Origin of the sequence: Microcoleus sp. PH2017_24_DOB_U_A (assembly GCF_020738205.1) — a bacterium.
In the GTDB taxonomy this organism is placed as follows: Bacteria; Cyanobacteriota; Cyanobacteriia; order Cyanobacteriales; family Microcoleaceae; genus Microcoleus.
Genome location: NZ_JAEQCT010000026.1, coordinates 1 through 22,324 on the forward strand (window position 1 = coordinate 1; position 22,324 = coordinate 22,324).

The 22,324-nt window shown below is 46.1% G+C and carries 20 protein-coding genes and 1 pseudogene; 18 read left to right on the forward strand and 3 right to left on the reverse strand.

Annotated features, from left to right (window positions below):
• From JGK07_RS05580 to folP, 7 genes and pseudogenes are all read left to right on the forward strand, one after another.
• Positions 1 to 121, forward strand: a pseudogene (locus JGK07_RS05580) (photosystem II protein D2); the annotation flags it as partial.
• A 156-nt stretch (positions 122 to 277) separates the two neighbouring features.
• Positions 278 to 1,657, forward strand: coding sequence for a photosystem II reaction center protein CP43 (gene psbC / locus JGK07_RS05585; protein ID WP_293151178.1), 1,380 nt, complete (start codon positions 278 to 280; stop codon positions 1,655 to 1,657).
• Between the two features lie 394 nt (positions 1,658 to 2,051).
• Positions 2,052 to 5,345 (forward strand): GAF domain-containing protein, encoded by a 3,294-nt coding sequence (locus tag JGK07_RS05590; RefSeq protein ID WP_293224094.1) that lies wholly within the window; start codon positions 2,052 to 2,054, stop codon positions 5,343 to 5,345.
• Between the two features lie 383 nt (positions 5,346 to 5,728).
• Complete coding sequence (locus JGK07_RS05595; RefSeq protein ID WP_293183127.1) at positions 5,729 to 5,914, forward strand: PCP reductase family protein; 186 nt, start codon at positions 5,729 to 5,731, stop codon at positions 5,912 to 5,914.
• A gap of 68 nt (positions 5,915 to 5,982) precedes the next feature.
• Complete coding sequence (tpiA, locus tag JGK07_RS05600; protein WP_293192163.1) at positions 5,983 to 6,708, forward strand: triose-phosphate isomerase; 726 nt, start codon at positions 5,983 to 5,985, stop codon at positions 6,706 to 6,708.
• Between the two features lie 104 nt (positions 6,709 to 6,812).
• Positions 6,813 to 7,373 (forward strand): Uma2 family endonuclease, encoded by a 561-nt coding sequence (locus JGK07_RS05605; protein ID WP_293212388.1) that lies wholly within the window; start codon positions 6,813 to 6,815, stop codon positions 7,371 to 7,373.
• Between the two features lie 250 nt (positions 7,374 to 7,623).
• The gene (gene folP, locus JGK07_RS05610; RefSeq protein ID WP_293192158.1) at positions 7,624 to 8,493 is read left to right on the forward strand and encodes a dihydropteroate synthase; all 870 of its coding nucleotides are present in this window, start codon (positions 7,624 to 7,626) and stop codon (positions 8,491 to 8,493) included.
• Here the strand turns inward: folP and JGK07_RS05615 are convergent.
• Complete coding sequence (locus JGK07_RS05615; RefSeq protein ID WP_293157580.1) at positions 8,484 to 9,329, reverse strand: stomatin-like protein; 846 nt, start codon at positions 9,327 to 9,329, stop codon at positions 8,484 to 8,486. The two genes, folP and JGK07_RS05615, sit on opposite strands and share 10 nt — an antisense overlap.
• Positions 9,330 to 9,887: 558 nt before the next feature.
• Between JGK07_RS05615 and JGK07_RS05620 the strand changes: the two genes are divergently transcribed.
• A complete protein-coding gene (locus tag JGK07_RS05620; protein ID WP_293183115.1) occupies positions 9,888 to 10,655 on the forward strand; it encodes a tetratricopeptide repeat protein in 768 nt (255 codons plus the stop codon).
• 226 nt (positions 10,656 to 10,881) lie between these two features.
• On the opposite strand, the gene aroB is transcribed toward JGK07_RS05620, so the two are convergent.
• A complete protein-coding gene (gene aroB, locus JGK07_RS05625; RefSeq protein ID WP_293183113.1) occupies positions 10,882 to 11,997 on the reverse strand; it encodes a 3-dehydroquinate synthase in 1,116 nt (371 codons plus the stop codon).
• A 78-nt stretch (positions 11,998 to 12,075) separates the two neighbouring features.
• On the opposite strand from aroB, the gene JGK07_RS05630 reads away from it, so the two are divergent.
• The 8 genes from JGK07_RS05630 (at position 12,076) to JGK07_RS05665 (ending at position 20,276) form a co-directional block, all read left to right on the forward strand.
• Entirely contained in the window at positions 12,076 to 12,177 is a 102-nt protein-coding gene (locus tag JGK07_RS05630; protein ID WP_194010188.1) for a cytochrome b6-f complex subunit PetL, read from the forward strand.
• 188 nt (positions 12,178 to 12,365) lie between these two features.
• Positions 12,366 to 13,424 carry an ABC transporter substrate-binding protein gene (locus JGK07_RS05635; RefSeq protein ID WP_293192156.1) on the forward strand — a complete coding sequence of 353 codons (1,059 nt, stop codon included), beginning with the start codon at positions 12,366 to 12,368 and terminating at the stop codon, positions 13,422 to 13,424.
• Entirely contained in the window at positions 13,421 to 15,658 is a 2,238-nt protein-coding gene (locus JGK07_RS05640; protein WP_293192154.1) for an ATP-binding protein, read from the forward strand. The genes JGK07_RS05635 and JGK07_RS05640 overlap by 4 nt, the downstream gene beginning before the upstream one ends.
• A gap of 199 nt (positions 15,659 to 15,857) precedes the next feature.
• The gene (locus tag JGK07_RS05645) at positions 15,858 to 17,129 is read left to right on the forward strand and encodes a response regulator (RefSeq protein ID WP_293183107.1); all 1,272 of its coding nucleotides are present in this window, start codon (positions 15,858 to 15,860) and stop codon (positions 17,127 to 17,129) included.
• Positions 17,130 to 17,158: 29 nt separating this feature from the next.
• Positions 17,159 to 17,749 carry a chromophore lyase CpcT/CpeT gene (locus tag JGK07_RS05650; protein ID WP_293183105.1) on the forward strand — a complete coding sequence of 197 codons (591 nt, stop codon included), beginning with the start codon at positions 17,159 to 17,161 and terminating at the stop codon, positions 17,747 to 17,749.
• Positions 17,750 to 17,859: 110 nt separating this feature from the next.
• Complete coding sequence (locus JGK07_RS05655; protein WP_293183103.1) at positions 17,860 to 19,011, forward strand: NAD-dependent epimerase/dehydratase family protein; 1,152 nt, start codon at positions 17,860 to 17,862, stop codon at positions 19,009 to 19,011.
• Between the two features lie 335 nt (positions 19,012 to 19,346).
• Complete coding sequence (locus JGK07_RS05660) at positions 19,347 to 19,631, forward strand: hypothetical protein (RefSeq protein ID WP_293183101.1); 285 nt, start codon at positions 19,347 to 19,349, stop codon at positions 19,629 to 19,631.
• A gap of 6 nt (positions 19,632 to 19,637) precedes the next feature.
• Positions 19,638 to 20,276, forward strand: coding sequence for a DUF4291 domain-containing protein (locus JGK07_RS05665; RefSeq protein ID WP_293197011.1), 639 nt, complete (start codon positions 19,638 to 19,640; stop codon positions 20,274 to 20,276).
• Between the two features lie 107 nt (positions 20,277 to 20,383).
• Here JGK07_RS05665 and JGK07_RS05670 read toward each other — a convergent pair whose 3' ends face one another.
• Positions 20,384 to 20,647, reverse strand: a complete 264-nt coding sequence (locus JGK07_RS05670; protein WP_293197010.1) for a hypothetical protein — start codon at positions 20,645 to 20,647, stop codon at positions 20,384 to 20,386.
• On the opposite strand from JGK07_RS05670, the gene JGK07_RS05675 reads away from it, so the two are divergent.
• Both JGK07_RS05675 and JGK07_RS05680 read left to right on the forward strand, forming a co-directional pair.
• The gene (locus JGK07_RS05675) at positions 20,628 to 21,761 is read left to right on the forward strand and encodes a glycosyltransferase (protein WP_293197009.1); all 1,134 of its coding nucleotides are present in this window, start codon (positions 20,628 to 20,630) and stop codon (positions 21,759 to 21,761) included. The genes JGK07_RS05670 and JGK07_RS05675 overlap by 20 nt on opposite strands.
• An 18-nt stretch (positions 21,762 to 21,779) precedes the next feature.
• Positions 21,780 to 21,923: a hypothetical protein gene (locus tag JGK07_RS05680; protein WP_293183093.1), complete on the forward strand. Its 144-nt coding sequence runs from the start codon at positions 21,780 to 21,782 to the stop codon at positions 21,921 to 21,923.
• Positions 21,924 to 22,324 lie beyond the last annotated feature (401 nt).

The following is a 22,324-nucleotide window of genomic DNA, read 5'->3' on the forward strand; positions in this document are numbered from 1 at the left end:
GTTCTACACTAAGAACATTCTGCTTAACGAAGGCATTCGTGCTTGGATGGCTCCGACCGACCAACCCCACGAAAACTTCATCTTCCCTGAAGAAGTTCTGCCTCGCGGTAACGCACTTTAAAAAAATCAGGATTTGGATTTCAGCTTAATTTATGTTTTTTAAATTCAAACTAGAAATCCAAATTCCTATTCACCGGGTGGACGCAGTGCTCCTGCGGTCACCCGGAGAACAAAAAAACCGAAATCCAAAAACTAACATCGTTGGAGGTTCTACCGCGTGGTAACGCTCTCTAATTCCTATGCAAGCGGTCGCGACCAAGAATCCTCCGGATTCGCTTGGTGGTCAGGCAACGCTCGTTTGATCAATCTCTCAGGCAAACTGCTGGGCGCCCACGTCGCTCACGCTGGTTTGATCGTGTTCTGGGCTGGAGCAATGACTTTGTTTGAAGTCGCTCACTTTATCCCAGAAAAACCAATGTACGAACAGGGCTTAATCTTGATGCCCCACGTCGCTACTTTGGGTTGGGGCGTCGGCCCCGGCGGTGAAGTTACAGATATCTTCCCGTTCTTCGTAGTCGGCGTTCTGCACTTGATTTCCTCTGCGGTTCTCGGTTTGGGCGGCATTTATCACGCTGTTCGCGGCCCAGAAGTTCTCGAAGAATACTCGAACTTCTTCGGCTACGACTGGAAAGACAAGAACCAGATGACCAACATCATCGGCTATCACCTGATTTTATTGGGTGGCGGTTGCTTGCTGCTGGTTGCTAAGGCCATGTTCTTCGGCGGTGTCTATGACACTTGGGCTCCGGGCGGCGGCGACGTGCGTATTATCACGAACCCAACCCTCAACCCCGCTGTGATTTTTGGGTACTTGGTTCGCGCTCCTTTTGGTGGCGAAGGCTGGCTGCTCAGCGTTAACAACATGGAAGACATCATCGGCGGTCACATCTGGCTTGGCCTGATTTGTATCTCTGGTGGTGTTTGGCACATTTTGACCAAGCCTTTCGGCTGGGCTCGTCGCGCCTTAATCTGGTCTGGCGAAGCTTACCTGTCCTACAGCTTGGGTGCTTTGTCCCTCATGGGCTTCATCGCTTGCTGCTTTGTCTGGTTCAACAATACTGCTTACCCTAGCGAATTCTACGGCCCGACGGGCCCGGAAGCTTCTCAAGCACAAGCTTTGACCTTCCTGATCCGCGACCAACGCTTGGGTGCTAACGTCGGTTCTGCACAAGGCCCTACCGGTCTGGGTAAATACCTGATGCGCTCTCCTACTGGCGAAATCATTTTCGGTGGTGAAACGATGCGTTTCTGGGATTTCCAAGGCCCTTGGTTGGAACCTTTGCGTGGTACTAACGGTTTGGACTTGAACAAAATCAAGAATGATATTCAGCCTTGGCAAGCTCGCCGCGCTGCTGAGTACATGACTCACGCTCCTTTGGGTTCTTTGAACTCTGTGGGCGGCTTGGCAACTGAAGTTAACGCCTTTAACTATACTTCTCCCCGTTCTTGGTTGGCCTGTTTCCACTTTGTGATGGGTTTCTTCTTCTTGATCGGCCACTTGTGGCACGCTGGTCGCGCTCGCGCGGCTGTCGCTGGCTTTGAAAAAGGTATCAATCGCGAAAATGAAGCGGTTCTTTCTATGCCTGATTTGGACTAATCATCGGCCTTGTGCTGATGTGATTGTCTAATCAAAAAAAGCTCCTGCTTAACGGCAGGAGCTTTTTTTTAAGCCAATATCTCGAAAAAGTGGCGTTGCGATCGATGTTAAGCCTTTCTCTGAATTACTCCACAATTCTTGAGACTTGACTATTTTGATGAGTTCGGGTAAAGAACTTGCAGGCCGGCTCTACAAAGTTTATATTTAATTAAGGTACAAAAGTTTTAATCACACAAAATTGACAATAGCAATAGGAAGTTGCAGTTTGAAGGTAGATCCTTAGCTGTGCAAAACTAATCTACTTTTATTAAATGCCTGTGCTTTCAAAAATTGATAACACGCACAAAACTTTTTAGCCAATTACTATTATTGCTGGGAAAGCAAAAAATTAAGAATGGACTCATTAAAGCTCGAAAATGTCCAGGTGATTTACGATCGAGCAAATTTACTCGATCGCATCGCCAACCGCATTCGCCGCTCTCTAGAATTGCCAGAAATTCTCAGCGCCACAGCAGCGGAAGTTCAATCGTTCTTGGGAACAGACAGGGTAAAAATCTATAAATTTCATAGCGATGGCAGCGGTGAAGTGATTGCTGAATCAATTAACGGCAAACGCTTGCCATCATTATTGGGGCTGCATTTTCCAGCAGACGATATTCCCCCTCACGCCCGCGAACTGTTCGCCCAAGTACAGGTGCGATCGATCGTCGATATCGATTCCGGGTTGCTAGGCCAAAGTCCCCGCCGCGACGAGGTTTCCGATCAAATGCTGCCCGATGAAGTGCGCTTTCGGGCGATCGACCCCTGCCACGCTGAATACTTGAGTGCACTCGGCGTTAAAGCTTCCTTGGTAGTACCAATTTTTCACGACCAAGAATTGTGGGGGTTGTTGGTATCTCACCACTCCCAGTCCCGGAGTGTCGCAGAGGAGGAACTGCAAGACGTTCAGATGGTGGCAGATCACCTCGCCGTCGCGATCGCCCAATCAACCCTCCTCTCCCGAACCAAGGCCAAAGCTGAGCGTGAAGCTGCCGTCAACCGCGTCGCCGCAGCCCTGCACTCCCAGCCCGCGATCGAACTGCAAGCAGCTTTGGCAGAATGTGTAGCTGCACTAGAGGCCGTAGGTGGCAGGCTTTGCATTTTCCACAGCAACAATCTCACGAGTTTACTACCCTACTCGGACAATTCCACAGAGGCACTCAAAGTCTACACTTGTGGCTCAGGCCCGAGAATGCCTATTTCTGCCAAATACCAGCAGATAGAGCTATACAGCGTCTGGCACGAATATTTTAACTCCAGCGAGCAACAGGTTTGGGCAATTCCCGACTTGTACAAAATTAGCAGTTTGAGAAGCCTGCAACCTGCATTTCGATCGACAAAAATCCGCAGCATTTTAATCGCACCACTCAGAACCAGGCAGCAAATATTCGGTTACTTGAGCATTTTTAGAGAAGAATTTGACACCGAAACTCTCTGGGCAGGACAATTAGATGCCGACGGGCGACTCGCTCAATCTCGGATATCTTTTGAAGCGTGGAAAGAGTCAAAAACAGCCCAGATTCGCGAATGGAATGCTGAAGAAATTGAATTATTACAAGCTTTCGGCAGCCATTTTTCTCAGGTAATTAACCAATACCAACTATACCAAGAAATAGAGGCACTTAACGCTAATTTAGAAAATAAAGTTCAAAAACGTACCGATCAAATGCAACAGTTGACCCAACAGCAGCTAGTGCTGTTTGAAGTGGTGGCTAAAATGCGGAAATCTCTCGACTTGAACGATATTTTTACCACGATGTCCCAGGAAGTGCGACGGGCTTTAAATGCCGATCGCGTTGGGGTTTACCGTTTCGATCCCGCATCGGAATTTAACGACGGGGAATTCGTTGCCGAAGATGTTTTTCCAGATTTTAGATCGGCAATGGCAGTCCGAGTAAACGATCGCTGTTTTGGAGAAAACTACGCCAATCTTTACTCTCAGGGGCGAGTACACGCATTGGCAGACATCAGACAAGCCGGATTACAAGATTGCTTTCGGAAAGTATTGGAGCAATTTCAGATCAAAGCGACTTTAGTTGCACCGGTGATGAAAGGCAGCGAGCTTTGGGGGCTGCTATGCGTGCATCAGTGTTCGGATCCCCGCAACTGGGAATCTTCCGAAATTCAGTTTCTCACTCAAGTTTCTGCCCAGTTAAGTATCGCACTAGAACAAGCGGATTTGCTCGCTCAAACTCAGCAGCAAGCTGTTGATTTGCAGCAAGCTACTGAACAGCAGCGGATACTATTTGAAGTGGTAGCAAAGATTCGAGAATCTCTCGATATTAATGCAATTTTTAAGACGGCAACTCAAGAAGTTTGTCAGTTTATACAAGTTGATAGAATTGCTGTATATCGCTTTAATTCTGATTGGAGCGGAAAATATGTTGCCGAGTTTGTGAAAGACGGTTGGATCAGATTGGTAGGGGAAGATATCAATACGGTTTGGGAAAATAGTTATTTGCAGGAACACCGAGGCGGCCGGTATCTCAATAATGAGATTCTAGTCGTTGACGATATCTATCAAGCTTGTCACTCGGAGTGTAACTTCACTATTTTAGAGCATTTTCAGGTGCAGGCATATGCGATAGCGCCGATTTTTGTAGGACAAGAACTTTGGGGTTTGTTGGTAGCCTATGAACATTCTGGGCCGCGCTGTTGGGAAAGTTCAGAAGTTAAGTTTTTAGCTCAGATTGCCAATCAGTTAGGCGTAGCTATCCAACAAGCCGATTTGCTGGAGGAAACGAGAGGTCAATCAGCACAAATAGCTCAAAATTTCAAAGACTTGCAGCAAACTCAAGCTCAATTGATTCAGACTGAAAAAATGTCTGGTTTGGGGCAACTGGTGGCGGGTATTGCTCACGAAATTAACAATCCAGTTAATTTTATTTACGGCAATCTCAATCACGCTACTGATTATACTAAAAATTTGCTGAGTTTGCTGGAACTTTACCAGCAGCAATATCCCGATTCTAGTCCTGAGATTGGCGAGTTGGCAGAAGATATTGACTTGGAATTTCTGCGGTCAGATTTGCCGAAGTTGCTATTGTCTATGCAGGTGGGAGCCGATCGCATTCGTCAAATAGTTTTGTCTTTGAGGAATTTCTCTCGTCTGGATGAAAGTCAAATGAAGGATGTCGATATTCACGAGGGCATTGACAGCACGCTGTTAATTTTGCAGCACAGGCTGAAATCTAATGGGGACAGTGCCAACATTCTGCTAATTAAGGAGTACGGCAATTTGCCTCTGGTTGAGTGTTATGCTGGACAGTTGAATCAGGTGTTTATGAATGTGATCGGAAATGCGATCGATGCTTTGCAATCGAACCAGTTGAGCGATCGCAATTCAGTGAGTCCTCAAATTAAAATCTCTACTGCTGTCGGTCAACTTAATGGCAATGTTCCGAGCGCGGTGATTCGGATTGCTGACAACGGTTCTGGAATTTCGGAATCGATGAGAGAACGCATATTTGACCCTTTTTTCACGACTAAGCCGGTGGGCAAAGGTACTGGATTGGGACTGTCAATTAGTTACCAAATTGTGGTAGAGAAACACGGCGGTGTTTTAAAGTGCTGTTCAGAATCTGGTAAGGGTACTGAATTTGCGATCGAGATTCCGATCCGACATCAGCCAGCAGTCAGCAGTCAGTAGTCATTAGGATCGGAAATTAAATAATTTACACAAGCTTGTGGAATGGGCGTCCCGCCCGTTCAGAAAGGACGGGCGGGATGTCCATCCCACAATAACAATAAAGATTGTAAGTTATTTAATTCTCATTCCTTAGTTATTGTAGGGTGCGTCAGCGGGCTAAATGTTTTCGTCACCTGCTCAAGGATTCCGGCCCCGTGACGCACCCTAAGGTTAGCTTTGTTGATGTAGAGTCTGCGTTTCAACCGCCGAGTTGAAGAGAGTTCGATCGCCCGCAAGCGTTGCTCGCAGAATAGGTTTGCCCCAAAACATGGTAAATTGAATAGCCAGACAGACTTTTGTCAAAGTACAGAACTGAGCGCTTGTAGTCGATCGCCCGATACGCCATGCCAGATTCCGAATTCTCAGATGATTTAAAATGGACGGCCCAAGCTAAGGCCAAGCTAAAAAATATTCCCTATTTTGTCCGGGGACAAGCCCGCGTGCGGATCGAGCAATTGGCCCGCGAAGCCGAAACAGAAGTCGTCACCATTGACCTAGTTGAGCAAGCTCGCATCGAGTTTGGACAATGAGGGATCGAAATGTACCCTAAAGCTTTAGACTATAAAATGCGTTGTAAGGACAAGGATTTAAAAAAGTAGTGCGGAAAATAGTTATAGCTGGCAACTGGAAAATGTACAAAACTAGGGCAGAATCCCTAGAGTTTCTTCAAGGATTCATGTCCTGCCTGACGGAAACCCCAGAAGAACGAGAAGTCGTGCTTTGCGTTCCCTTCACAGATTTGAGTGTCCTCTCGAAAAACCTGCACGGAAGCCGGATTAGACTCGGTGCCCAGAATGTCCACTGGCAAGAGTCTGGAGCTTATACTGGTGAAATTTCCGGGCAGATGCTGACAGAACTTGGGGTGCGCTACGTCATCATCGGGCACAGCGAGCGCCGGCAATATTTTGGGGAAACCGACGAAACGGTGAATTTGCGGCTGACAACTGCTCAGAAATCCGGTTTAATTCCGATTCTGTGCGTGGGAGAGACGAAGCAACAACGGGATGCCGGGGAAACGGAAGCTCATATTTTTTCTCAGTTAGCGCAGGATTTGGTTGGTGTTGACCAAGATAACTTAGTAATAGCTTACGAACCGATTTGGGCGATCGGCACTGGCGACACTTGCGAAACGAAGGAAGCTAACCGAGTTATTGGTTTGATTCGCTCTAAATTGACTAATCCTGACGTGCCGATTCAGTACGGCGGCTCTGTGAAAGGAGAGAATATTGATGAAGTTATGGCGATGCCTGAAATTGACGGGGTTTTGGTTGGCGGTGCTAGTTTGGAAGCTGCCAGTTTCGCTAGAATTGTCAATTATCAATAACTGGTAAGTGGAACAAGGGCAGCGGGAAGGAGAAAGCGATCGCCTACAATTGTGATATGCCCTTGAGATACTTTAAGTGTTTGTCCGATCGGGAGAATTGACTTATGATTGCGATGGTTAAACCCAAACCCGCTTTAGAAGATTTCCTCAAACTTCCTGAAACTGAACCGGCCTCAGAATTTATTGACGGAGATATCCTTCAGAAGCCCATGCCTCAAGGTGAACACAGCGTACTTCAAGGTGAGCTCTGCAAGACCATCAATGAAGTAGCACAAACTCAAAAAATTGCCAAGGCTTTTCCTGAATTGCGCTGCACTTTTGGTGGTAAGTCGATCGTACCAGATATAGCAGTATTCCGCTGGGAAAGAATTCCTTTTTTGCCTTCGGGTAGAATTGCCAACATCTTTGAAATTAATCCAGACTGGTCGATCGAAATTTTATCCCCAAACCAAAGCCAAACAAAAGTCCTTGGTAAATTGCTGCACTGTTCGCGACACGGTACTGAGTTGGGTTGGTTGCTAGATCCTGAGGAAGAAAGTATTTTAGCAGTATTTCCCGGACAAAAAGTAGAATTTTACCGAGGTACAGATCGGTTGCCAATTATTAATGGAATTGAATTAGAATTGACGGTCGATCGTGTTTTTAGCTGGTTGAGTTTTGGTTGAAGAATCTTGGACGCATCAGACTCTAAGAAACCGGGGCTTTTTAAGATTGGTTTTTAGTGTGGAATGCAAGTCGGCTCTCAGGCTGCGGACTTGCATTCCACACTACAAACCGTTTTTTTCGTAGTGTGGAATGCAAGTCGGCTCTCAGGCTGCTGCGGACTTGCATTCCACACTACGAACCGTTTTTTTCATGGTAATTGACCGGACAGGATATCAAACCTAAAATCTTGAATCTAAAATCTCACTCGCCATGACAGATAACCCAGCCAAAATTATCATTAGAAATAAAACTTTCGAGTGGGGAAAACGCACTTATTTGATGGGTGTTTTGAACGTAACTCCTGACAGTTTTAGCGACGGGGGCGATTTCAATACCATAGAATCAGCTTTAGCGCAAGCTGAAAATATGGTAAAATCGGGGGTAGATATTATTGATATTGGCGGTCAATCTACCCGGCCCGGTGCAGCGGAAATATCCTTAGAAGAAGAGATCGATCGCGTTATACCTGTGATAGAAATGCTGAGGCAAAAAGCCGATATTTTTAGCTCAGTTCCGATTTCTGTCGATACTACCAGAGCGCAGGTTGCTAAAGCTGCGGTTGAGGCGGGGGCTGATATTGTCAACGATATTTCGGGAGCAACTTTTGACTCGGAAATGCTGTCAACGGTTGCTCAGTTGCAAGTGCCGATAATTTTGATGCACATTCGAGGAACTCCCCAGACGATGCAAAAACTCACAGATTATCAGGATTTGATTGGGGAAATTCTGGATTTTTTGGAGAGTCGAATAGTGGCCGCTATGGCTGCGGGGATTGATAAATCTCAGATAATTATCGACCCGGGTATTGGCTTTGCTAAGACTTACAATCAAAACTTGGAAATTCTGCGGCAGTTGCCAAAAATTCGGGGTTTGGACTGTCCGATTTTAGTCGGAGTATCGCGCAAAAGCTTTATCGGTCACATTTTGAATCAGCCACAAGCCAAACAAAGAATTTGGGGGACAGCGGCGGCTTGTACAAGTGCGATCGCAAATTCGGCAGATATTTTGCGAATTCACGATGTCAGAGAAATGCACGATGTTTGTTTGGTTGCCGACGCTATCTTCAGAAATCAATCTTGAGCGGTTGATTGGTCGATTAGTTTGAGTTCTCGCTCTCCACCGTGAGCGTGCGGCTGGATATCCGGCATGGAACCCATCAACTCGTTGAGGGCTTCTGTCATGTTTCTTGGATCCATAAACAGAATTTTGGCGTTGTCGCTTTCGCCTAGTTTTTGTTGAGCGTCTAAGTATTTTTCAGTTACTAAGTAATTCAAAACTTGCTTGCTGTTCGGATGGGAGTCTAAAGCTTCAACTAAGAGCCTCATGTACTCCTTAGTGCCGATCGCCTTATTGACCATTGCTTGCCATTCGCTCTTGGTGGCGCGCTCCAATTCCATAGCTTCTTGCACCCTTTTCGGAGGTGTAATGCTTTGAATTTCTACGCGAATTACTTTGACGCCCCAAGTTTCGGTAGCTTCGTCCAACTTCTTGAGTAACTTTTTATTCATGTCATCTCGGGAACCCAAGATGTCTTGCATGGGCAATCGACCAATTTCAGCGCGAAACGTCGTTAAAACTAAGTTGGCGATCGCATTTTCAATTTGATCGATTCCATAATAAGCTTTCTGCAAATTCACAACCCGCCAATACACAACGGCATCGACTTCTAGGGCCACATTATCGCCCGTAATTGCTGATTGAGGTTTAATATCTAAAACTCGTTCGCGGCTGGTGTCCACGCAGACGACTTTTTCGATCAGGGGACTGATAAAGTGGAATCCGGGCTTGAGGGTGCGCTTGTATTGGCCCAAACGTTCGACTAAAGCTTCGTCGCCACCACTGACTATTTTCACGCTTGAGTTAACAGCGTAGCCGAGGATGAGCGCAAACAGCATGGTGAGAATAGACTGCCCCATTTCTACTTTCCTGCTAAGGTTGACTGAGAATCGATCGGGAATATACTCTAATTTAACTCAAAGTCTGCCGCACAGTGCTAAAATATCTCGACTGTTAATAATGAGATCAATGGTGGGCCGCCATGTGTTCGGACTCTGACGAAGCAGTCAGTAACTCAGGGAATCAACGCCACTGAGCTTGTAAGAGAAATCAAGCAAGCTGCACTGACCAGCCTAAGCCTTAACTGGCTACGTTATTTAGGTCATGACACCCACCGGATGCGAAGCTAGTCCCTTGCTCTGTCGCTAGTAGTTAAACAGCCTTAAAGTCACGCTCGACAGTGCTGCTAGCCTGACAAGCCTTTATAACATTGGCGAAGCTAACTTTACCCCGAAAGGGAGATTGAGGACAACCATCCTCGCCAGAGGGGCAACCATACCCCTCTACCCCGCAAGGGGATTCAATGCGATTGAAATCGCCTGGTCGTTTTCCTAGGAAGGACTAAAGTCTCTGAGCTTCCCACTTACCGAGCTTTTTTGTGAAACCCAGGATATCAACAACACATTTCCACAAAAGACATGAAAAACGATCGAGAGTTTCGCCCTTTCAAACCTTTTACCTGGATTGGCCCAAGCATTTTGGTGGCTGGAATGTGGGCATTGGGAGTTGTCCCACCCGTACAAGCTGAATCAACCACGGTGCAAATTGCCCCAAACTTGCAGTCGCAGAACTTGCAGCCACCGCGCCGGGGGCCCGCAGTTCGCGAAGTTCTATCCTACGAGATGAAGGGAGACGAACTTAAGATTTGTAAACAGGAAGGCAACTCTGAGAAAAAGTGCCAAGTTGTAGGCAAAGGTTACACGGTGGGTTTGAGAACGGCCAACGACCTCTACGGTCAAGGAAATATTGTCAATGCCGAAGTTTTGTACCGACAACTAATCGCTCGCTATCCCAAACAAGCCGATGCTTATTATAAGTTGGGAAGTCTGCTGTCGGGGCAAGGTAAAATGAGCGATGCGATCGTCCAATACCAGAAAGCAATTGAAGTCAACCCGCAGCACGCCAAAGCTCACAACGATTTGGGCGTGGCGATGGCAAGTCAAGGAAAGTTGCCCGAGGCGATCGTGCTGTGGAGACAAGCCGTTAAAATTAACAGCCAGTATCCCGATGCTTTAAACAATTTAGGAGTCGGTTTATACCAGCAAGGGGCGAAGGAAGACCAAGCAGAGGCCCTAGCCAGTCTCAAAAAAGCTAAGGAGTTATTTATCAAGCAGGGCAGAACTCAAGCAGCTACGAGAGTAGATAAACTTTTGGAGGAAATCAATTCGCAGTCGAGCGGCTCTTAAAATCATTATGTTCGATATAGCTGAAATAAAAAAGGTTTGATCGTTCGGACTTTAGTCCGCATCTTCTAAGGACTAAAGTCCGAACGATCAAACCAATCTTAATTATGGTCATCCAAGCAGATATGAGATCGATAGTCGATCGCTCGAACATAGAGATAAAAAACAGAGGCGGCGATCGAAATCAATTAGCCTTCAACGGCGGTTAAACACGCCGATAAGCCTCAACCTAAAGCATTTCCTTCAAAACTTGTAAAATTACATCTCCATCCACGCGATCGCTCACAGCGGCCTCACCCAAGCGCACCGGTAGCACAAAGCGCACCTTGCCATCCTGCACCTTCTTATCCAGTTGCAAAGTCTTCAAAATCTCCTCAATATCGACACCTGCGGGCAACTTAGCAGGTAAAGCAGCTTTGGCAATTAAAGCAGATTGGCGGCGATCGCACTCAGCATCCCACATTCCCAACTCCACAGCCAAGCGGCTGGACGCAGCCATACCAATTGCCACACCTTCGCCGTGATTAATTACCTTGTAATTAGTCAAACTTTCTACAGCATGACCGATCGTGTGACCGTAATTCAAAATCGCCCGCAAACCAGACTCCTTCTCATCCTTGCTTACCACCTCAGCCTTAGCTTGGCAAGACCTGCTCAAAATTTCAGCCAACAAATCCGCCTTCACATAGCGCATTTGATCCAAGCGCTTGCAGTTTTCCAACTTCCGGAACAATTCAGCATCCCAAATCACCCCGTACTTAATAACTTCCGCCATCGCCGAACGAAACTCGCGCGCCGGCAGAGTTTTGAGAACATCCGGGTCAATCAAAACCAAACGCGGCTGATGAAAAGCCCCAATTAAATTCTTCCCCGAAGGATGATTGACCCCCGTTTTGCCGCCAATAGAAGCATCAACCATCGCCAGCAGCGAAGTCGGAACCTGCACCACATTAATTCCGCGCAGCCAAGTCGCCGCCGCAAAACCCGTCATATCCCCAACCACTCCGCCGCCCAAAGCCACCATTGTCGAGGAACGTTCCAACCGGTTAGCCAAAGCCGCATTGTAAATCTTCTGGATGGAATTTAAAGTTTTGTACTGTTCGCCCGGTGGTAAAATGCAGGTACTGACTTCTAGACCGGCCGATTCGAGGGCTGCGGTTGCTCTTTCGCCGTAGTGCCGAAAAATCGACTGATTTGAGACCAAAAGAACTTTTTTGCCCAAACTTAGATCGCCCATCAGGGTACCGAGCTCGTCTAAGCCGCCCGTTGGCGTAGCCCCCGTAGGGGATCGCACGCAAATATTGTAAGATTGTGGGCCCAAGTCAACTTTAATTATCGATTGCATATTTATCTAATTTAGATTATAGATTTTAGATTATAGTTCTTAATAGGTCTTTTTATTGATTATTTTGGAGAAATTGCAATGAGTCTTACCGGAGCAATAGCTTATTTTGGAATTTTCGGTGGCATGGTTGGCTTGGCGACAGTGCTGATGTTTGGTCTCCGGGCTGTCAAACTCATCTAGTTTGTTAATTTAGATGTCTGAACCAGAGAATTTTATCTCTGGTAAAAGTAACATCGGGCCGATCGCATTTTTGCAAAAAATCTCTAGTCAGATCTATAGATTTATGTCGTAAGTGCGATCGACCTTATTTAAATAATAAATTTAAAATTTAAATATAATAAATTTAAATCAAACTACACTTCGCAGTCATGAAAGTTATCTCAATCATCAATATGTTGAGGATTTCCTGGAAGCAAAAATCGAAGTTAAATATCAAGCCAGGTTTCAGTTTATTTGCGATCGCCCTTTGCCTCACCTTTCTCACCAATGCCTGTGGCTTTGGATTTAACCGATCGCTCCAACCGCTGCGAATTGGAACTATCAGCTTTCCGGGATATGATATTGCCCGCTATGCCCAAACCTCAGAAATATTCAAGCAACGGGGACTAAAGGTTGAGTTTGTGCTATTTGATAACTCGCAGGATACCAGTCGGGCAGTAATCCGTGGTAGGTTAGATGCCGCATTTACTACCTTTTGGGAAGTGATGCAGGTAGATCCGGGTGATGGCAAACCTGTGGTTTTAATGACTATCGACATTTCTGCCGGGGCAGATGGAATTTTTGCCAAGCCAGAAATTAAATCCGTAGCAGATTTGCGAGGAAAGAAAGTAGCAGCAAAGTTAGGAACCATCAGCCATTTAACTTTGTTAGAAGCTTTAAAACTTCATCATCAAATTAAGCCCTCTGATGTGCCGATTTTGGATTACTCCAATGAAGTAGCAGCCCAGAAAATCAAAGAGGGTGAGATTGATGCTGCGGTGTTATGGGAACCGGTGCTGGGGGAGACAGCGAATAGCATCAAAGGCAATATAATTCACACCACAAAGCAAGTAGACAGTCTGGTAATTGATACCTTAATGTCCAGTGATAAGATAGTGAAAGCAAAAAAAGCCGAACTAAAGCAATTTATGCTGGCATGGTTTGATGTAATGCACGCAGTTAAAACTCAGCCGAAAAAAGTGTTTAAGGCGGTTGGAAAGCAATTGGGACAAAGTGGTGAGTCTTTTGCCAATGATTATGCTGGATTAAAAAAAGGTGATATGACCTTAAATCGGCGAATGTTTGCCCCAGAAGGTAGGCTCAAATCTGCCAAGGCAGAAATTGTCGAATTACTCAAATCCGATCCGCGTCATAATCGAGTAATTCGGCAAGATGTGGAGATTGATTCCACCCTTGTCAATGAAGCAATAGCGGAATGGAAACCATGAGCCAACAAGCTAGAAAGAACTTATCTCGCCAACTATTATTGGGCTTTAGTGTTTCTCTGGCAACTGTTGGCTTAATCACCTTGGGATTCAACTACTTTTTGATGCAATCACAATTACAGAAAGAACTAGAACAACGCGCCCGATCGATTACCCAGGGAGTGGGGTTTTCCACGGAAGGATTAATCGAATTGGGGAATAGGAGCATTGTCAAGCGCGTGGTGCAAAACTATGCTACCTTGCCGACAGTGGTGGAAGTGGCGATCGTCAGTCCCGATGGCCAAACCCTCGCCCGGAGTGGATCGGCACTCAAAAATCCGGCCTATGCTACTATTCATCCAGAATTAGAGCAAATATTAGAGCGATCGGCCGAAACAGGTTTAGAAACAAGTTTCAGAACCAACATAGATGGTGAGTCAGCTTTAGTCGCAATTTTGCCCTTTAGCAGTACCTTGTTTCGTCAGGGAAATCGGCGCGGGTTGGCGATCGCGATTCTGAATGCCGAAGAAATGCGCCAGCAAGTATGGCAAACTTTCTATACTTCCACCGTCACCCTGCTGATTGGGATGACTGCAATTTTAGGACTGATGACGATATTAATTCAGCATATTGTATTACACCCACTCGAACGTTTGAACAAAGCAGTTATCGACAGGAATGGAATTGATAACTTTGTCATACCCAGTGGATTACCAAATAATGAAATCCAATTTCTAGCCCAGACAATTCAATCCGCAGCTATACGAGTAGAAACATATCAACAAGAACTCCGACTGCAAGCCCAAGATTTAGAAAAAGCAATCAGCGAATTGCAAAAGGCTAAAGAAATCGCCGAAATTGCCAACCGCACCAAAAGTGAATTTCTGGCTAATATGAACCACGAACTCCGAACGCCACTCAATGGCATTTTGGGTTATGCCCAAATCCTCCAACACGATCCGACGACTACTCCCAAACAGATGAAAGGATTAGGAGTAATTCACCAGTGTGGTTCCCATTTACTCACTCTGATTAATGATATTTTGGATTTGTCAAAGTTGGAAGTACACAAGATGGAACTTGATCCCCAAGATTTCCATCTAGAAAAATTCCTATCCTCCACTGTGGATATGTGCCGGATCAAGGCAGAACAAAAAGGCGTGGATTTTCGCTATCAGCCGGCTAGCAACCTGCCCATTGCAGTCCATGCTGATGACAAACGACTGCGACAAGTGTTGTTGAATTTGCTCAGCAATGCTATTAAATTTACTGATGTTGGCAGTGTCAGTTTCCGAGTTGAACCTGTGGTAAAATCAAGCGATTTTGGTGCAGCCCAAAGAATTCGATTCAAGATTAAAGATACTGGTATTGGCATTGTTTCGGAAAAATTATCGAAGATTTTTTTACCTTTCGAGCAAGCTGGAAAAGGCGATCGCAACAGCGAAGGAACTGGCTTGGGGCTTGCCATCGGCCAACAAATTATCCTGAAAATGGGCAGCGAAATTCATGTCGAGAGTGTACTTGGTGAGGGTAGTAGCTTCTGGTTTGAGGTAGATTTGTTGCCAGCATCGGATTGGATGACAGAAGATGCGATCGCCGATCGCAAAGTCATCGGCTATCAGGGCGAAAGACGCAAAATTCTGGTGATTGACGATCGCCCTGAAAATCGCCTCATTATCATAAATATGCTGGAACCCCTAGGCTTCCAAGTGGCAGAAGCTGACAACGGACAAACGGGCTTAGACATGGCCATTCAAATGCTACCAGACTCGATCGTTACCGATATCCATATGCCAATAATGGATGGGTTAGAAATGACTCGCCGCCTGCGACAACTGCCAAACTTTGCGACTACGCCGATTATTGCTTCTCCAGCCACTCTGTCTCAGGTAGACATACAGGAAAGTCTGGATGCTGGTTGCAATAGTTTTTTCCCGAAGCCCATCGAGTTTACTGGATTGTTGAACCAATTACAGAAACACCTGGAATTGCAGTGGATTTATGAAGAAATGAAACTAGATGCCATGAAAATTACTGAGAATAAAGTCCATGAGGTTAATATGGTAATGCCACCAGTTAAAGAACTGACAGCCCTCTATACCGCCGCCCAGGGTGGTTTTATGAGTGATATTCACCAGGAAGCCGATCGCCTGAAAAAATTAGCACCCGAATATATAGTCTTTGCTAACCGAGTTTTAGCACTAAGTCAACAGTTTGATGAGGAAGCCATTATTCGCCTAATCGAACCACTACTTTAGCTACTTTATTTTTGAATGTATAAACCTGTTTATTATCAATAAAAAATTTGAATCAAATTACTATATAATTGAAAAAAAACTATTTATTCTGTTTTCCTTCCTTTTAACCTCTTACATCCATCCCTTATATCCGTTACATCCGTTAGACAATCCGTTGCCGAACTTCGTGCTTCCTGCTGTTTATATATTGGAGTTTCTAATGTCAGTCAATTCCATGTCCGCAGACAAGACTATTTTAGTTGTAGACGATACTCCCAGTAATCTGCAAGTATTATTTGATGTATTGAGCGAACATGACTACCGGGTGGCGATCGCCAAAAATGGTGAAACCGCTCTACAACGAATTCAATTATCTCAGCCCGATTTGATTTTGCTAGATGTCATGATGCCTGGAATCGATGGCTTTGAGACCTGCAAACAGCTCAAAGCCAATCCTGATACTCGCGATATTCCGGTTGTTTTTATGACAGCCCTTTCCGACTCAGTAGATAAAATTAAGGGGCTAAGTTTGGGTGCAGTGGACTACATCACAAAGCCGATTCAGTGCGAAGAAGTATTGGCCCGGATTCAGGTGCATTTACAACTACGAAATGCCACACGCATCATGGAACAACGTACCAAGGAACTCAACGAAGCATTAGAAAATCTAAAACAAGCCAAAACTCATTTAGTGCAAGGCGAAAAAATGTCTGCCCTCGGCCACTTGGTGGCGGGAGTAGCCCACGAAATTAACAACCCGGTGAATTTCATTCATGCTAACCTAAACCCCGTCAAAGAATACACTGAATATTTGTTAGACTTTGTGCAACTTTACCAGAAACATTATCCAAATCCGGTTCCAGAAATCCAGACACGGGCAGAAGAAATTGATTTAAAATTTTTGCAATCAGATTTGGTTAAAATACTCAATTCGATGAAAATAGGTACGGATCGCATTCGCGAATTGGTGCTTTCTCTCCGCAATTTCTCCCGCTTGGATGAAGGCTACTGCAAAGCGGTTGATATTCATGTAGGTATTGACAGCACTCTGTTGATTTTGCAACACCGTCTAAAAGGTGGACAAAATTGTCCTGAAATTCAAGTCATCAAAAATTATGGGCAGTTACCACAAGTCCAATGTTATCCTAGTCAACTAAACCAGGTGTTTATGAATATCCTGAGTAATGCGATCGATGCTTTGGAATCATCGGGTGTCAGCAATAACCAAGAACCTAGGATTACGATTCGTACTTTCATTAGTAGTGATGATGCGATCGCAATTAGTATTGCCGATAATGGAGTCGGGATCCCGGAACCCATTCTTTGTCTATTATTCGATCCGTTTTTCACTACCAAACCTCTTGGGAAAGGCACTGGTTTGGGGCTGTCAATCAGTCATCAGATTATTACTGAAAAACATGGTGGTAAGATTGAATGTTCTTCGATTCTGGGGCAGAGTACGGAGTTTGTTGTGAAAATTCCAGTAAAATAACTTCTACTCCGCTTCTCAAAACCATCGATATGTCCCATTCCACCGATATCATTACCCTCGCCCGCTGGATGGCGGCCGACTTCAGCAACCAAGCGCAAGCCTTTGAAAATCCGCCATTCTTCGCGCACATCCGCGTCTGCATGAGACCCCTACCCACAGAACTTCTGGGCGGGATGAGCTTGTACCTAGAACAAGCCTATGATATTGAACTCAAAACTCCGTACCGAGTCCGAGTGTTAAAATTAGTCCCGATGGGCGATCGCATCGACATCGAAAATTACGCGATCGTCAACGAAGAGCAATTTTACGGCGCCTCCCGCGATCTCCAAAAGCTCCAAGAACTCAACAAAGCCGAATTTAAACTAATGCCGGGGTGCACCTTTATTACACACTGGACGGGCAGCAGCTTCAAAGGGTGTGTCGAACCCGGAAAAGGCTGCATGGTGGTCAGAAAGGGCAAAAATACCTATCTAGATAGCGAATTCGAGATCGATGGAGACAAATTCACCAGTCACGATCGCGGACGCGACCCAGAAACCGACGCCCACGTCTGGGGAGCCCAGGCCGGCCCCTTTGAATTTACCCGCTGGGCTAGCTTCGCCGACGAAATTCCGGTTTGATGCCGAAAAACCAAGTCCAGACTTGGCCAACACGCTTGATTAAAGGTTCACAATGCACCAATACCTGGTACATTAACCCAGTATTGGCAAGCAAGATTCACCGTTGATTTATGAAAGTCCTGGTTATTGGTGGCGATGGCTATTGCGGTTGGGCAACCGCACTCTACCTTTCTAACAAAGGTCACGAAGTTGGCATCCTCGACAGCTTCGTGCGGCGGCATTGGGATCTGGAACTGTGCAGCGACACCCTCACTCCCATTGCACCGATTCAGCAACGACTCCAGCGATGGCAAGATTTAACGGGTAAGTCGATCGACTTGTTCGTCGGTGACATCACCAACTACGATTTTCTCAGCAAAAGTATGAGAAAATTTGCACCAGAGGCGATCGTCCATTTCGGCGAACAGCGATCGGCGCCCTTCTCGATGATCGATCGCGAACACGCAGTCCTCACCCAAGTCAATAACGTCGTCGGGACACTGAACCTGCTGTACGCCATCCGCGAAGATTTCCCCGACTGTCACCTAGTGAAATTGGGGACAATGGGCGAATACGGCACGCCGAATATTGACATTGAAGAAGGCTACATTACGATCGAACACAACGGCCGCAAAGATACACTACCCTATCCCAAACAGCCTGGCAGTTTTTATCACTTAAGTAAAGTCCACGATTCCCACAATATCCATTTTGCCTGCAAAATCTGGGGTTTAAGAGCCACCGACTTAAATCAGGGAGTCGTCTACGGCGTACTCACCGAAGAAACTGGCATGGACGAACTGTTAATTAACCGTTTGGACTACGACGGAGTATTCGGAACAGCCTTGAACAGATTTTGCATCCAAGCTGCGATCGGGCATCCTTTGACAGTTTATGGAACTGGCGGACAAACCCGCACCTTCTTAGACATTCGGGATACCGTGCGATGCGTCGAATTGGCGATCGCCAACCCCGCCGCCGCCGGAGAATTCCGCGTCTTCAACCAATTCACCGAACAATTTAGCGTCGGCGACTTAGCCTCATTGGTGCAAAAAGCAGGCATGGCAATGGGATTAAAAGTAGAAATCAACAACCTCGAAAATCCCAGAGTCGAGAAAGAAGAACATTATTTCAATGCCAAAAACACCAGTTTGTTAGGCCTCGGCTTGCAGCCGCACTACCTCTCAGATTCCCTGCTCGATTCTCTGCTGAATTTTGCTACAAAATATCAGCACCGCGTCGATAAAAACCAAATTTTGCCGAAGGTTTCTTGGCGACGGTAAATTCGGGCACAAGCTGCGGGAGAGAGTTTTGGCATTACATAATTCTGGCATGAATCTTGTGGGGTGGGCTTCTAGCCCGCCCCAAAAATAATGATTTTCAGCTTTGATAAAATTCCAAATCATCCCGCAAATATGCAACGCTATTTTTTTAACGAACCGCGAAGGCGCGAAGGGCGCGAAGTAAGAGATGAGAAGGGAAGAGAAGAACTGCTAGCTTGGTTGGGAATAAATATGGCAACCGCGCCCGATGGTTATGACGTTCTTAATTGCTGAAACATCAGGCTCGATTCCTTCTTCCTTCTTCCTTATATACCGTGAAAAGTCGAATTCTCATCTTGTTGCTTTTAGTTGTTCTGCCGGGATTTTCTGCCAGTGCAGTTTGTGCTTATTATTTAATACCGGAATGGGCTGCACTAACGGCGAGTTATCAAAATTACCGCCTCAAAAGCGAATCGCCTTCGGCTACGGAAAAGGAAATCTTAATTGCCAAAACTGCACAGGAAATTCACCGAATTAACTGCTTTGCTGAAGGTGTGGGATTGCTTTTAGGTGGGATAATTTTATCAATTGGCATTCAGGGAATTTGTATCTTGCCGGAACAACCTCTCGATCGCAAATAACTTCAGATGAAGCTGCTGACAGAATCTTACTTAAACCAAAAAATGCGGTGGCCGAATACAGGTCGCCACATTTTAGCACAATTTGACGATGATACTGTTGTTGTCTATCAAGCTTACCGTCCGGCGATCGGTCACTTTGCAGCGGAACGCGGTTATTTCGGCGGCGAGTTCAGTCTTAACCGCATGAGTTGGATTAAGCCAAACTTTCTCTGGATGATGTATCGTTCGGAATGGGGTACAAAACCCGGACAAGAAGTAATTTTGGCGGTTTCGTTAAAGCGATCGGCTTTTGACGAAATTTTAGCATCTGTCGTCCATTCCAATTTCGTTTCAGTAGTGTACGGAAGCGAAAAAGAATGGAAACAAGCTGTTAAAAATTCATCCGTGCGGCTGCAATGGGACCCAGACCACCATCCCAGTGGCGCGAAACTGGAACGGCGGGCAATTCAACTCGGCTTGCGTGGCAGTTATCTTGCCAGTTATGCCCAAGAATGGATTGTTAACATTGAGGATATTTCAGAATTTGTGCAGCAACAGCATCAATATAATACGGGCGATCTTGCCCAATTACTTACTCCTCGCGAGGCAGTGTATCCTGTTACTAACCCCGACATTTGCCAAAGACTGGGAGTATCGATTTCCTAAACAATATATCAAAGAATATAGCCTTTCTCAAAAAGATGAGGTATGTCTGGTAATGGGGAATTGGTAATTGGTAATTGGTAATTGGCAATTGGTAATCGATAGTTTCTCTAAGCTTTCTGAGGTTTCTGGGAGTAAAGACGCTCGCCCGCAGTGTGTGTTCTCTCTACTGAGAGTAGCAGAATTTGGCATACCTCATCTTTATGAAAACCTGTATAACTACAGCTTTCTTCCTTCTTCCCTCTTCCTTCTTCCTTCTTCCCTCTTCCTTCTTCCTTCTTCCCTCTTCCTTCTTCCTTCTTCCCTCTTCCTTCTTCCTTCTTCCCTCTTCCTTCTTCCTTCTTCCTTCGTTTTATGAAAATTGCTCTGTTCACTGAAACATTTTGGCCAAAAATAGACGGCATTGTGACGCGCCTGATTCACACTGTAGATCACTTGCAGCGATCGGGCGAACAAGTTCTGATATTTTCTCCAGATTACGGAATTACAGAATACAAAGGTGCCCGAGTTTACGGTGTTGAGGGTTTGCCTTTACCGATGTACCCGGAACTGAAAATGGCACTGCCCAGTCCGGCGATCGGTCAACAATTACAGAAGTTTCAACCGGATCTTATTCATGTTGTCAATCCCGCTATTTTGGGATTGGGCGGGATCTATTACGGCAAAAAGTTCAATATTCCGATTTTGGCTTCTTACCACACGCATTTACCCAAATACTTGCACCATTACGGTTTTGGAATGCTCGAACCATTGCTGTGGGAATTGCTCAAAGGGGCGCACAATCAAGCTGAATTAAATCTGTGCACTTCTACAGCAATGGTGGATGAGTTGAGAACTCATGGCATTGAGCGAGTAGACTTGTGGCAGCGCGGTGTAGATACGGAAATGTTTGTCCCCGAATTGGCAAGTCGAGAAATGCGATCGCGCCTTTCTGAAAATAACCCAGATAGCCCCTTACTCCTCTACGTCGGCCGCCTCGGTGCCGAAAAAGAAATCGAATCCATCAAACCAGTCCTCGCCGCCATTCCCGGCGCCCGCCTCGCCCTAGTGGGAGACGGCCCGCACCGCCAAACCCTCGAACAATATTTTGCCGGCACCCCCACAAATTTTGTTGGCTACCTCAAGGGGCAAGAATTGGCTTCTGCTTACGCATCTGCTGATGCCTTCATTTTTCCCTCCCGTACCGAAACCCTGGGCTTAGTGCTCCTCGAAGCTATGGCTGCGGGGACTCCCGTAGTGGCGGCTCGCAGTGGCGGAATTCCCGATATTGTCACAGACGGTGTTAACGGCTATTTATTTGACCCCGCCGATGAAGCCGGAGCTCTGACTGCTACCCAGCGCCTGTTTGCGAATCCCGAAGAACGAGAAACCCTCCGCCAAAACGCTCGCTCTGAAGCCGAACGCTGGGGTTGGGCTGCGGCGACTAACCAACTACGAGGCTACTATCGATCGGTGGTATTTTCCCAGTCCATGGCCTCTGCTGCTTAAATTTGACAAGATGTCGCGATGTTAAACATCACCGACAGCTTAGCTTCCATCCCGAGGCAGTTTCTAGCGAGGAGGAATGTCCTCAAAGATCGATCGAACTTTTTTGAGGCTTTGATTGCGGTAGCTATCCTGCTGTTGCGTTTACCATTAAACTATGAATAGCTTTGGAATGCTTCGCGGGCGGCAAAACTGGGGCGCGGCGGCAGCCGACCGGATACGGTCGCCGAGTGCGCTAAAACAGTCACACCGCCCAGCAGCCGAGCACAGAGGGTAAAATATACATCGCCCGCGATCGATCGAACAAAAGCCTAGAAGCTCGTTTTCAGGCTGCCAGCGTTCCGAAGTCAAGTTCAGCTCATGCCTGGCGAACTCTCATCAGTATCGATGTTGTAACAAAAAAAAGATCGAGCATCTCTAACAAGCAAACTGAAGTTTCATCCGCCAAAGAATGAACCCATTATTCATCAAACCGACAATCGAATGCTGAGTTGAAAAGCAAACAACTTAAACAGTTTGCACCGCAGAATCTAGCACCGCGATCGACCAGCCGGTCAATCTACCCC

Excerpts from the sequence above, each read along its gene's own strand:
- JGK07_RS05590 (WP_293224094.1), top strand. The coding sequence starts at position 2,052 with ATGGACTCATTAAAGCTCGAAAATGTCCAGGTGATTTACGATCGAGCA.
- JGK07_RS05595 (WP_293183127.1), top strand. The coding sequence starts at position 5,729 with ATGCCAGATTCCGAATTCTCAGATGATTTAAAATGGACGGCCCAAGCT.
- JGK07_RS05605 (WP_293212388.1), top strand. The coding sequence starts at position 6,813 with ATGATTGCGATGGTTAAACCCAAACCCGCTTTAGAAGATTTCCTCAAA.
- folP (WP_293192158.1), top strand. The coding sequence starts at position 7,624 with ATGACAGATAACCCAGCCAAAATTATCATTAGAAATAAAACTTTCGAG.
- JGK07_RS05615 (WP_293157580.1), bottom strand. The coding sequence starts at position 9,329 with ATGGGGCAGTCTATTCTCACCATGCTGTTTGCGCTCATCCTCGGCTAC.
- JGK07_RS05620 (WP_293183115.1), top strand. The coding sequence starts at position 9,888 with ATGAAAAACGATCGAGAGTTTCGCCCTTTCAAACCTTTTACCTGGATT.
- aroB (WP_293183113.1), bottom strand. The coding sequence starts at position 11,997 with ATGCAATCGATAATTAAAGTTGACTTGGGCCCACAATCTTACAATATT.
- JGK07_RS05630 (WP_194010188.1), top strand. The coding sequence starts at position 12,076 with ATGAGTCTTACCGGAGCAATAGCTTATTTTGGAATTTTCGGTGGCATG.
- JGK07_RS05635 (WP_293192156.1), top strand. The coding sequence starts at position 12,366 with ATGAAAGTTATCTCAATCATCAATATGTTGAGGATTTCCTGGAAGCAA.
- JGK07_RS05640 (WP_293192154.1), top strand. The coding sequence starts at position 13,421 with ATGAGCCAACAAGCTAGAAAGAACTTATCTCGCCAACTATTATTGGGC.
- JGK07_RS05645 (WP_293183107.1), top strand. The coding sequence starts at position 15,858 with ATGTCAGTCAATTCCATGTCCGCAGACAAGACTATTTTAGTTGTAGAC.
- JGK07_RS05650 (WP_293183105.1), top strand. The coding sequence starts at position 17,159 with ATGTCCCATTCCACCGATATCATTACCCTCGCCCGCTGGATGGCGGCC.
- JGK07_RS05655 (WP_293183103.1), top strand. The coding sequence starts at position 17,860 with ATGAAAGTCCTGGTTATTGGTGGCGATGGCTATTGCGGTTGGGCAACC.
- JGK07_RS05665 (WP_293197011.1), top strand. The coding sequence starts at position 19,638 with ATGAAGCTGCTGACAGAATCTTACTTAAACCAAAAAATGCGGTGGCCG.
- JGK07_RS05675 (WP_293197009.1), top strand. The coding sequence starts at position 20,628 with ATGAAAATTGCTCTGTTCACTGAAACATTTTGGCCAAAAATAGACGGC.
- JGK07_RS05680 (WP_293183093.1), top strand. The coding sequence starts at position 21,780 with ATGTTAAACATCACCGACAGCTTAGCTTCCATCCCGAGGCAGTTTCTA.